Genomic DNA, 11840 nt, shown 5'->3' on the forward strand with positions numbered 1-11840 from the left:
TTATATTTTAAACGTTTGAACGAGACATTCTTCATCATCAATTATTTGTTTTCGTGCATCAAATTCAATGTTTAGCTCCCTATATACTTTCTTCCAAAACGTAACAGCTGGTACATTTTTTATAAGTTCAATAACAAAATATTTACCCCTTTTCTCTTCTAATAAACTTTCAATCGCCTTTTTTCCGATTCCTTTTCCTTTGTATTGATTCAATATGAAAATGTCATTAATACCGAAGTCGTTTTCCTTCTTCAAAAATGGACGTTCCAGTAATAATAAGAATCCTACAATACTCTGATCAACTTTTATAAAATACGGATTGATTCCGTCATTTTCCCAAAACATGTGCAAATCTTCGTATTCAAAAAATCCGTTCGCTCCAATCGTTATGTTAGTAGTAAACTTAGACAGGTCATGAAGATATAATGCGTACAAATTACGTAATATTTCCCGTTCTGATTCTTGAACTTTTTGAAGTGCTACAATCATTTTTAATGATCCCCTTCCCTATATGTAACTATTTCCCAATCCTCTTTATTCGACAAAAATGATCCTTCCCCTTCACAAAAAAATAGCACTTAAAAAAGTGCTATTCCGCTCGCCTTGCTGCTTGTTGAATTGGATCCCAAACGCTATTATATGGTGGTGCGTAACTTAAGTCGACATCTTCTAAATCGTGAATGCTCATTTTATTGAAAAGTGCCATCGCGATCACATCAATACGTTTATCTACACCTTCTTCTCCAATTACTTGCCCGCCCAGTAATTGTTTCGTATCGGAATGATATAGTAATTTCAAATAAAGCGGTTTGGCATTTGGATAATACCCTGCCATATTTGTTGAATCTATCTTCACTGTTTTATACGGAATGTTTAATCCGCTCGCTTCTTTTTCATTTAAGCCCGTTCTCGCTAAGGTAAGATCCATAAATTTAATAATTCCCGTGCCGAGAGTACCTTTAAATGCTCTTCGTTTATCAACCATATTGAGTCCGGCAAGTCGCCCTTGTTTATTTGCAGTCGTTCCAATTGGAATATGATCCTGAATCTCTTTTATAACGTGATAATGCGTTGCACAATCTCCTGCTGCATATACATCTTTTACGTTCGTTTGCATATAAGCATTTACTTCAATTGCACCCTTATAATTCTTACGTATATTCGTTCCTTCAAGAAAATCAGTATTCGGCTGTACACCGACAGATACTAAAACGAGATCGGCCTTATACGTACCTTTATCTGTTTCAATTTTTTCTACTCTCTCTTTTCCTTTAAACGCTTTTACATTTTCATTTGTTAAAATTTCAATATTATGTTTGTCTGCTTCTTTATGTATATATTCCGCCATATCCGCATCATAAATCGTGCCAATATGGTCATTTCGCTCAATCATTCTTACTTTCTTGCCAAGTTCTACAAATGTTTCTGCCATTTCTAGACCAATTGCACCGCCGCCAATAATGGTTACATCTTCAACTTTATTCGTTTCTAGCGTTTTTAATATGCGCTCTGCATCTGGAATTGTTTTTAAAAGATGAACACCTTGTAAATCTTTCCCCTCCCAATTCGGCATTACAGGACGTACACCAGTCGCGATTAATAATCGGTCATATGAAAATTCAAAGACATCTTTCGTCTTCGTATGCACTGCGTACACAATTTTGTTATCCGTATCCACTTTCGTTACTTCATGACGCACTTTCGCATCTATTCCATACTTATCACGAAACGTCTTCACATTGCGAGCAATTAATTTTTCAGTTGAAGCAATAGCACCGCTAATTACATAAGGTAGTCCGCACTGAGCGTATGAATAGATTTCACCTTTTTCCAAAGTAACAACCTTTGCAGTTTCATCGTTTCTAACAATTTGCATTGCTGCACTCATACCAGCTGCATCTCCGCCAATAATGACATAGTTCACTTTATCACTCCTTTTTTTACATACTCTTTACGATTTCCATATTTTATAGAAATAACACCCACTTCTATTGTAAAGAATGTGCATTTCATCTACAAATTTGCTGCACAAACCTATACCTTACTAGGTAACCGTCGTGTCTTATAAACAAGAAATTTAATATGCTATAACAGTAACTATTGAAAGTAGGTGAAACATACATGTGCGCCGGCCTTCTCGTCCAGCTTCCAGAGGAACCGATAGAACCGAGACCCGCCCTCCCGCTTGAACAAGAGTTTACCGTTAGTGTAACTTTATACAGTGCACGTGCTTGGTTATCTGATAATGACACTTTCTCACAAACTATTTGGAAATCGACTCGCTTTGCTTCTGCATCACACGCTCGCAAATCCATCTTCCCAGTTGGTACTGTTAAAATTGTGAACTTTTCTGATGATACAATAACGGTTACTATATCATCAGAATCAGATGATGCTCTCAAAATAGTCGTTCCCCCTCGTTCTGAAGCTGCTTTAACATCTAATTCTTTATCTGATGTCCAAGCAAGTACATCAGGAAGAGCAAGTAAAGTCACATTCCTCTTTCACATCTTTTTCTCAAGGGATCCTGGTCCAGCTAAATAACCGTAGAAAAGGTACAGTAATATACACTGTACCTTTTTCACGTACTCTATTCTCTTGATTTAATCAGTTCAACATTATAAGATTCCACACTCGTTAACGTTCCCGTAAAATACGGATTCTCTCTATACCAAGACTGTTTTGAAAAATATGCTTGCATATCTTTCGTTTGAAAAATATGTCCATGCCTTGCGTATATTTCATTTCTAGCAATTTTCAACTGTTCTTTCGATAAATATGTTAAGTCCGCACTCGTTAATTTTCGAATATCACTATCAGGGAAGATGAAACCATTATATACATAATGAGTAGTAGGCGGCGGAGTAACATTGTAAACAACTGTTTTTTCTACACTTTTCTTTTGAAATGGAAGATTATAAGCCGACAGTGCCGTTACAGTTTCTACCTTGGTCGTTTCCCTTCCGTTTTCTCCATTTCGTTCTAAATAAATCGCCGCACTTCCATCAGTCGCTACCGGTCCCCACGTAATTTCTTCTCCCGCTAGCGCTGTAACTGGCTTTTGATTCACGTACAATGTTGCACCAGGCGCATTCGTTTGAACTGTAATATATTGCCCTTGCAACGTTAAATCTACCGTTACATTATTTTGACTTTGTTTTATAAGTACAACCTTTTCCTCTCGTGATAGTTTTACATAGTCATTTTTATATTCCGCTTGAAACACTTGAGTCCCTGGAAGAAACGGTCCATATTGCTTCTCAAACTTTTTATCATTTGTCTTATCAATTTCTTTTCCGTTCATTTTTAATAATGTACCTTTTTCATTTGAAAGCAGAGTCGTATAATACGTCTTCGCTTTCAATTTATACCGATCAAATATAAAGAAATACTTTCCGTCTTTCGTTAAAGAAAAATCTGCTCTTTCTATTCCATCTCCTTGTTTTTCACCTTGCCTCAAATATTCTTTCAATTCATTCACGTAAGATGGATTTTCTTTTATATATGAAAATAGAGGCGTTAAACTCTCTCTCGTGACAATAACGGCTGGATCATCTGCCGTTATGATCTCAGCTAATTTCTCCCCGTCCCTCTCTTGTAAAATAGTAATCATTCGGTCTACTTGTGCCGTCTGCTTATAATACGATGATCCATACAAATACAATCCAACAATTGCTATAATCAGTATTACTAAAAGTGTAATACCAACTTTTGTACCTCCGCTCATGTTCTTCTTTACTACAGGACTTCCCCTCTTCGTCCCGCAGTTTTGACAAAATTGCACACCATCTTCAAACGGAATTCCGCACTTTGTACATACATTCATCCATTCAACCACCTTTTCCTTAGAAGCCCGTAAATCCTCCAGTAATAGTTTGAATTATCGTATTAATGTAAGACCAAAGTACAATCCACGTTGCGATTCCGATTAAAACATTTGCGATAAGAAGAGTGTAAACAGGATCTAATCCACCGCTATCTAGTTTTAATATAGCTACGATGATACTAATTGACATATACGTTGTAGCCACCCCTAATAATATCGGTAGAAAGAAGATCAATAGGAAACTAAACAGAAAAGAAAGAACTAATATAGCAATAGCCGGAGTCGCTATCGTTCCCCATATACCGAATACTTCAAGAAACGAAAAAGAAGATTTCATCATCTTACCACTTACAAAAATAATAAATCCGACAAATAACGTTAAAATTAATAAAAAGAAAAAGATTTTTACAGATTCTCCAAAGAAAGTAGGAGTAGTTATATCTGGTACTAACGTTCTCGTAACAGCTGCCGTTGCACTCATCATTCTATAAAAAATACATGCTCCTAAAAAACAAATAAGAACAAGACTTACAATTCCATTTCGCACTTCAATATTGCCATTTTTCATAATCGCTGTCGGTGCTTTTAAAGCATGTGTAAAAAACTGAAAATAGCCACTCGCAAATCGTTTCGCTTGCTCTACCGTTTCATTCGGGCGAGTTTCCTTTACTTGTGCTACGCGCGCTTGTCGCTCCCCTTCTTCCTGTGCACCACTTGCCACCACTTCTTCCGTTAACGAATGTCCACAATTCCCGCAAAACTTTGCTTCCGCTGCATTTTCTGTATGACACGCCGGACATTTCATTCTCTCATCCCTCCTTAAGCATATACCTTATAGGGTGTTACAAATTCAATATATGACTTTGTACATAAAACATGACTACAAGAAAAAGAATATGAAATCCTTCTTTTAAACGAAACTATGTGTGCTAGTAATATAGAAAAATAATGTTATTATGAAACAGAGCAAATAACATTTTTAAAAGATTGGATGAAGACAGTGGAATTTGTAAACTCGATTTTTCAAACACTCCTTACAAGCGTGATCCAATTATTCTCTTTAATTGGTGTCATCATTGTAATTGGATTTATATTAGGTTATTTAGAATCTCTCACACGAATGTATTGGTCGAGAGCTTTTGGTAGGAAAGGCTTCCTTTTAACTGCGTGGATTGGTGTCCCTATTCATGAACTTGGACATGCAATTATGTGTATACTATTTCGTCATAAAATTGTAGCAACGCAGTTCTTCCCGACAGATACAAGTCAAGGAGCTTTAGGTTACGTACAACATCAATACAATCAAAAAAGTATATATCAACGAATCGGTAATTTCTTTATCGGTATCGGCCCTATTATTTCTGGTATTACTACCTTAATACTTTTAATGCGCTATTTCGTACCAGGGTCATATTCTTTATTTAATACGACTCTCGAAACAACTGTTGCATCGGCTTCTATTAACTTAGACATGATCCAAAACATGCTACTATCGACGTTTGTATTATTGAAAAGCTTATTTACAATAAGCAATTTATTGAATCCTTCATTTTGGTTATTTTTATTTATCGCCATTTGTATTTCCGCACATATCGCTTTAAGTAAACCAGATATAAAAGGATCAATAGACGGTGTCATCGTCATGTTTATCATTTTATTTTTATTCAATATAATAGCAGGACTTTTTCAGTATGATAGTAACCAACTAATCGGCAAAATGATGAAATATAATATGTATCTCATTGCATTTTCTAGTGTGGCACTGCTTTTCTCTAGTATTTCTACACTTGTGAGTTTTGGGTTTTATAAGATGAGAAGAGGGCGTTCGTTGTGAACGCCCTCTTCTTATTAGTTATTTTTCTTATAACTATAATTCTCAACCGGAACACGAGCATGCCCTTCTTCATCTGTACACCATGATTGCGACTGAAAGGCAAGGAAAATACCTACCCACTCTTCCCTCTTCTCAAAATGAATAAGTAGTCCACCGTCTTGCCATATGCCGTCATCACCTTGCCATTTCTCTACATTTCCTTGATTCATATGAATATCATGTACACCATTTCCAGGTGTAAAATGGAAATACGAATCCGGAACCTTTTCTTCTGGTCCCCATCTTTCGCCAAACGCGTAAATAATTGCTTTTTCCTCTATCGCTCGTTTTATATAATGTTCTATTTTCTCATTCAAATCATTATCAGATCCCGTTTTTTCAGCAGGTAAAGGAATCATTTGCTTCGAATCAAATAAATTACCTCTTACATAATCTAAAGCGACTTTTGGTTCATTGTTTTTCACTTCCGTAAAACCAAACGGTAATGTCGGTAATATATGAATCGCCTCTGACCTAATATTATTACTCGCAAAATATAAAACTTCTGACGGATAACTTTGCGACTTTACGTTAATTGCAATACGATAGTCTACTCCTGCCTCGCCTTGTAAATGAACTTGATAATGAGGTGTTTTCCCTTTTCCAGTCTTTGATTGTATAACTGTACCTTTTAATACACCATAGTTTTTTAAGGGCATACCTTTCATCTCCTATTCATTTAGTAGAAGCTTTTCATATTTAAAACATTATCCAATTATAAAAAAAATCCTCCTACGTTAGGAGGATTTTTCACTTTATCAACACATACCAAATAATTACCTCCACCACTACAAGCAACACCGCACCAAAGATCATTAATGTCGTTTTCTTTAATAGTTCATTTTCACGATGAGGTATATCACATAAATAAGCACCGAGTGTAATACGTGATGGACAAGCAATCGTCGCTACTGATGATGCGGTGTTTTGAAGCGTTGTGACGTATTGCCACGGGAGTGCTACATTTTGTGCTGTTTGCATTTGTAGTTTTATAAACATTGCATTTGATCCTGCGTTACTACCGGTTAAAAAACCGCCAATTCCTCCAATGAAAGGAGCAACGAAAACGAAAAACGTACCAAATGTTTCACCAGCTGTCTTTGCGAGTAATGAATGCATGCCAGATGCACCCATTAGCTCTGAAATCGCAATGAACATCGTTGTTGTAATAGCGAAAGGAATCCATTGTTTTATTGTTTGCGAGAGTGATTGTTTAATAATATGAGATGGAATGCGGAAGAAAATGATTGTAAACAAACAAGTCATGGCGAGCCAAAACCCTGGCGAATATAGTAGCTCTAGTTTGTAAGAATATGATTTTAAATCGAGAACTGCATATGACCTGAGCAGATCGTGTAATACAGGAACGAGGCGAGAAAGTAAAATACAAACTGTTAAAAAGATATAAGGGCTAATAATTTTTAGAATCGATACTTCTCTCTCCGTAGCCGCCGCATGCTCTGTTAGAAGTTTTTGTTCATCTTTTCCTTTTAATTTAATGATTAAAAAACCAAATGTAATGGTAACGATAGAACTTAATATTCCCGCTAGTTCAACACTTACGTATGCGTTAGAAAGATAGATTCCGAGAGAAAATAATAGAAAGAAACCAACGCCTTCCTTCCACTTTTCTATAACTGCCTGAAAACCACCGACAACGTATAAAGAAAGGAAGATAAAGTATGCAAAAATCGGGATACTTAATAATGCTGTATTTGTGCCAAGAGTTGTGAGCGGCATGTTAATAAGCTGCGAACCGATAATCGTACCCGTTGCCATCGCGCCCCATGAACTAGCCAGCAAACCGATAAACGAGAGCAGTACAGCTTGAAATGGTTTATAGCCTAACGAAAGAAAGATCGGCGCTGCGACCATAAAACCAATACCGAATCCACTTACTGATTCAATTAGTGGGCAAATACCAAAACACATAAGAAGCATTTGTAATAAGCGGTCATGTGTGACTTGTTCCAAAAATCGTGCTACTTGATCGATGTATCCCATTTTGTTCATGAGGTGAAATAAAAAAATACCGAAAAACAAAACGTATCCGACAATAAAACAAATTAACCAACCTTTAATCGTAGCGTGCACAGTTTCACTTATCCCTAATTGAAACGTTGGCGAGAGTAAAACGATTCCAACAGAAACGGCATAAGAGATTAATGAGGCTCTTAATGACGTTTGTTTAAACAAAAATAAACAAATGAAAATCATCATAATCGGGATAAGTGCCAACAATATGGCCATGTTATCATCTCTTTTCGTAAAAAATGCAATTTTTAACTATTATATAACAGATATTGTTATTTTTAATTAATTTTATAACAGATTAAAAAAGAGCCAAACAGCTCTTTTTTTGAATCACTCCCATGTTCTTTTATCCTGAAAAACCGTCTGCTGTCCGATTATTTTTTCTAACACAACAAACACAATATAAGCACATATTACTTGCAGTACAATATTCCCAAATTTCATTAATGCAAATGAATAAATCCCCCGAAATAACTCGTTTAATAACACAATCGAAACGATACTAAATAGTTCTATACTAATCGAAAATATACATACTTCTAAAATAGATTGCTCTTGTATTCGATTTAATTGGGAAAAGATGAATACATATCCTAAAAACAGAGCCATCAACTCTATTTTCGTCATGCTAATGAGCCAAGCGTATAATGGTACAGTTAAAAGAAGATATAATAGTTTACGTCTTAGCATGCCTTCTCACCCTCTAAATTATATGTATTTTCTGTATATTTTAACATTTATTACGTAAAACAAAAAGAAGAGACTTATGCCTCTTCTTTTTGTTTTACTGCCTGTATTAACTCACATATTTCCTCTTGTTTTTCATTTTCTAACAACTCAATAACCTTACTTCCAACGACAACACCGTCGCATATTGTAATCATTTCTTCTATTTGCTCTCGTGTTGAAATACCGAATCCTGCGACTACTGGTAAGTGGACGTGTGATTTTACTTTTTCTAAGTAACTATGAATCTCATCTTTAAAGTTTTGACGTACTCCCGTTACGCCCGCTACTGTAACGGCGTAGACGAATCCTTCTGATTCACTCGTAATTTTTTCGATTCGCTCAATTGGGCTCGTTACAGTAACGAGCGGAATTAAAGCTATATTCGCCTCGCGTAGAAGCGGTGCAATGATGTCTTGTTCTTCATAAGGTAAGTCCGGAACGATAATGCCATCCACACCTGCTTCAAGACAACTCTCAATGAAACGTTCCTTTCCGAATGCGAGTACTGGATTTAAATATGTCATGAGTACAAATGGAATTTTTACTTCTTTCCTTACTTCTGCTAACGCTTGAAAAATACCTTTTAATGTTACACCGCTATCTAGCGCTCGTTTCCCTGCTCTTTGAATCGTTGGGCCGTCTGCGACTGGATCTGAAAACGGGATACCAATTTCAACAATGCTTGCTCCTGCTTCATCAAGAAAACGAATTCTTTCTTTTAGTTTTTCAAGGCCACCATCTCCGCCCATTACGTACGGAATAAATGCTTTTTTGCCATTTTCAAACGCTGCTTTAATTTTTTCTACTCCCATTTTTTACACCTCTTCCATATAACGTTTTATACTCTCTACATCTTTATCACCGCGGCCGGATAAACAAATAACAAGTCCTTCGTCTTGCTTCATTTGTGGCGCTAGCTTTAAAGCGTATGCAACAGCATGTGAACTCTCTAATGCCGGGATAATACCTTCTTTTTTCGTTAATAATTGAAATGCTTCTAACGCTTCTTCATCTGTAATGGAATGATAAGAAACGCGGCCAATATCTTTTAGCAAGCTATGTTCTGGTCCAACCCCTGGGTAATCTAGTCCGGCTGAAATAGAGTGTGCTTCTTGAATTTGTCCTTCTTCATTTTGTAGAAGGTACATCATCGATCCGTGTAAAACACCGACACTTCCTTTCGTTAAAGTGGCTGCGTGCTTTTCTGTGTGAACACCTTTTCCAGCTGCTTCAACACCGTAAAGAGCAACTTCTTCATCGTGTACGAACGGATAAAACATTCCCATTGCGTTACTACCACCGCCAATACAAGCAACGACTGCTTCTGGTAATTTCCCTTCTAATGCTTCGTATTGTTTTTTCGTTTCTTTCCCAATTACACTTTGGAAATCACGGACAATTTGCGGGAATGGATGTGGTCCAAGAACTGATCCCATAATGTAGTGTGTATCGTGCACGTGTGAAACCCAGTAGCGAAGCGCCTCGTTTACCGCATCTTTTAATGTGCCGCTACCTGCCGCTACACTTTCTACTTTCGCTCCGAGTAATTCCATTCGAAACACATTTAATTTTTGACGTCTCACATCTTCTTCTCCCATAAAGATGACGCATTCTAATCCGAGTAGGGCACATACAGTAGCGGTTGCCACCCCGTGTTGTCCTGCTCCTGTTTCAGCGACAACTTTTTTCTTGCCCATTCGTACTGCAAGAAGTGCCTGACCAATTGTATTATTAATTTTATGAGCTCCTGTATGATTCAAATCTTCACGTTTTAAATAAATTTTTGCACCGCCGCAATACTTCGTCATATTTTCAGCGAAATAAAGCGGTGTTTCTCTTCCGACGTACGTTTTTAAATAATGATTTAATTCCTTTTGAAACGCTTCATCCTGCATCGCTTTTTTATATGCTTCTTCTAGTTCTAATACAGATTGCATTAACGTTTCTGGAACGTATCGCCCTCCGTATATACCGTAGTGACCTTTTTCATCTGGATATGCGTAATTCATTTGGAACACTCCTTCGCTTTTATAATAAATTGTTTTATTTTCTTTAGATCTTTCTTTCCTTCTGTTTCTACTCCGCTACTCACATCGACCATATATGGCTGAACGGTTTGAATGGCTTCTTCTATATTAATGATGTTTAATCCGCCAGCTAATATCGTTTTCTCTCGCAATGCTTTTGGCATATGCGCGAGTAACTCCCATGAGAATGTCTTTCCATTTCCTCCATGGAACTTTTCTTTCGGGCTATCAAATAACATATAATCTGTTTCGTATTTTTTCGCACGTTCCATATCTTGCTCTAAAGCTACTCCTACCGCTTTTATAGACGGAATTTTCAATCTTTCGATGTAATGATTGTCTTCATCCCCATGTAGTTGCACATGCGTTAACCCACACTCATCTGCAATTTTCTGGATCACTTCTACTGATTCATTTACGAAAACACCGACCTTGAAAACGTGGGCTGGAATTTCCTCAATAATTTCTTTCGCTTGCTCTGGAGTAATTTTTCGTTTACTTTCTGCAAAAACAAATCCGAGTGCATCTGCTCCGTATTCACAAGTACGTTTTGCTGTTTCAACATCAGTGATGCCGCAAATTTTCACTTTCATATGTTCACCTTACAGTCTTCGAAAAAATTACTTATAGAAGATGATGTCATAAGCGCTTCTCCAACTAACACACCTTTTGCACCAGCTCGTTTAACGCGAGTAATATCTTCTTTTGAATGAATACCACTTTCACTAATCCAAAGCACTTTCTCCTCATTCAGTCGTTTTCCGAGCTTTTCAGTTTGGCTTAAATCTACTTCAAATGTTTTTAAATTACGGTTATTAATTCCAATAACGTGCGGATTTAATCGGGTTGCAATTTCTAATTCCTGTTCATCATGAACTTCAACAATCGCTTCTAATCCTTTTTCTAGTACGTAGTTATAAAGCTCTTTTAATTTCTCTTTTGACAATGCTGCAACGATTAATAAAATAAGATCTGCACCAGCTTCATAAGCTCTATCAATTTGAATCTTATCAATTATAAAATCTTTACATAAAAGCGGAATGTTACTTTCTGCTCTTGCCGTTTGTAAGTCATAAAACGATCCTTTAAAAAATTGACTGTCTGTTAAAACGGAAACTGCTCCTGCGCCGCATTCTTCATAAGTTTTCACTTGTTCTGGTACATCAACGTGTACATTTATATCTCCTTTTGATGGTGATGCTCGCTTTACTTCTGCAATGACAGTAAATTGTTCTAAAGCTTTTACGAGTGAGTATGTTTTTCTTTTTTCATTCCCTGGTGTATATGTTTCATATAACTCCGCAACTTCTTTTTTCTTCTGCTCTACAATTTTGTCTAAAATCGTCCCCAC

13 protein-coding genes are annotated in these 11840 nt (G+C 36.6%); 2 read left to right on the forward strand and 11 right to left on the reverse strand.

Going from position 1 to position 11840, the window contains the following annotated elements; all coding sequences use genetic code 11:
* On the reverse strand, positions 1 to 489 hold the full coding sequence (locus BAU27_RS05065; RefSeq protein ID WP_071770268.1) for a GNAT family N-acetyltransferase: 489 nt from the start codon (positions 487 to 489) through the stop codon (positions 1 to 3).
* A gap of 100 nt (positions 490 to 589) precedes the next feature.
* Entirely contained in the window at positions 590 to 1924 is a 1335-nt protein-coding gene (locus BAU27_RS05070; RefSeq protein ID WP_071770269.1) for an FAD-dependent oxidoreductase, read from the reverse strand.
* Between the two features lie 197 nt (positions 1925 to 2121).
* On the opposite strand from BAU27_RS05070, the gene BAU27_RS05075 reads away from it, so the two are divergent.
* Entirely contained in the window at positions 2122 to 2544 is a 423-nt protein-coding gene (locus tag BAU27_RS05075) for a hypothetical protein (protein ID WP_071770270.1), read from the forward strand.
* Positions 2545 to 2590: 46 nt separating this feature from the next.
* Here BAU27_RS05075 and BAU27_RS05080 read toward each other — a convergent pair whose 3' ends face one another.
* Both BAU27_RS05080 and BAU27_RS05085 read right to left on the reverse strand, forming a co-directional pair.
* Positions 2591 to 3826, reverse strand: coding sequence for a TcaA 3rd/4th domain-containing protein (locus tag BAU27_RS05080; RefSeq protein ID WP_071770271.1), 1236 nt, complete (start codon positions 3824 to 3826; stop codon positions 2591 to 2593).
* Positions 3827 to 3845: 19 nt separating this feature from the next.
* Positions 3846 to 4631, reverse strand: coding sequence for a zinc ribbon domain-containing protein (locus tag BAU27_RS05085; protein WP_071770272.1), 786 nt, complete (start codon positions 4629 to 4631; stop codon positions 3846 to 3848).
* Between the two features lie 195 nt (positions 4632 to 4826).
* Here BAU27_RS05085 and BAU27_RS05090 point away from each other — a divergent pair, with 195 nt between their 5' ends.
* Positions 4827 to 5660 (forward strand): hypothetical protein, encoded by an 834-nt coding sequence (locus BAU27_RS05090; RefSeq protein WP_071744689.1) that lies wholly within the window; start codon positions 4827 to 4829, stop codon positions 5658 to 5660.
* A gap of 14 nt (positions 5661 to 5674) precedes the next feature.
* On the opposite strand, the gene BAU27_RS05095 is transcribed toward BAU27_RS05090, so the two are convergent.
* The 7 genes from BAU27_RS05095 to trpC all read right to left on the reverse strand — a co-directional run bounded on the left by BAU27_RS05095 (position 5675) and on the right by trpC (position 11840).
* A complete protein-coding gene (locus BAU27_RS05095) occupies positions 5675 to 6358 on the reverse strand; it encodes a DUF2278 family protein (RefSeq protein ID WP_071770273.1) in 684 nt (227 codons plus the stop codon).
* 91 nt (positions 6359 to 6449) lie between these two features.
* Complete coding sequence (locus tag BAU27_RS05100; protein ID WP_071770274.1) at positions 6450 to 7949, reverse strand: L-lactate permease; 1500 nt, start codon at positions 7947 to 7949, stop codon at positions 6450 to 6452.
* A gap of 114 nt (positions 7950 to 8063) precedes the next feature.
* On the reverse strand, positions 8064 to 8423 hold the full coding sequence (locus BAU27_RS05105; protein ID WP_071744686.1) for a DUF4029 domain-containing protein: 360 nt from the start codon (positions 8421 to 8423) through the stop codon (positions 8064 to 8066).
* A 74-nt stretch (positions 8424 to 8497) separates the two neighbouring features.
* Entirely contained in the window at positions 8498 to 9274 is a 777-nt protein-coding gene (gene trpA / locus BAU27_RS05110; protein ID WP_071770275.1) for a tryptophan synthase subunit alpha, read from the reverse strand.
* Positions 9275 to 9277: 3 nt separating this feature from the next.
* Entirely contained in the window at positions 9278 to 10471 is a 1194-nt protein-coding gene (trpB, locus tag BAU27_RS05115) for a tryptophan synthase subunit beta (protein ID WP_071770276.1), read from the reverse strand.
* Complete coding sequence (locus tag BAU27_RS05120; protein ID WP_071770277.1) at positions 10468 to 11082, reverse strand: phosphoribosylanthranilate isomerase; 615 nt, start codon at positions 11080 to 11082, stop codon at positions 10468 to 10470. Before BAU27_RS05120 ends, trpB begins: the two co-directional genes overlap by 4 nt.
* Complete coding sequence (gene trpC / locus BAU27_RS05125; RefSeq protein ID WP_071770278.1) at positions 11079 to 11840, reverse strand: indole-3-glycerol phosphate synthase TrpC; 762 nt, start codon at positions 11838 to 11840, stop codon at positions 11079 to 11081. The genes BAU27_RS05120 and trpC overlap by 4 nt, the downstream gene beginning before the upstream one ends.

Origin of the sequence: Bacillus sp. NH11B, from assembly GCF_001884205.1 — a bacterium.
Lineage (GTDB): Bacteria > Bacillota > Bacilli > Bacillales > Bacillaceae_G > Bacillus_A > Bacillus_A proteolyticus.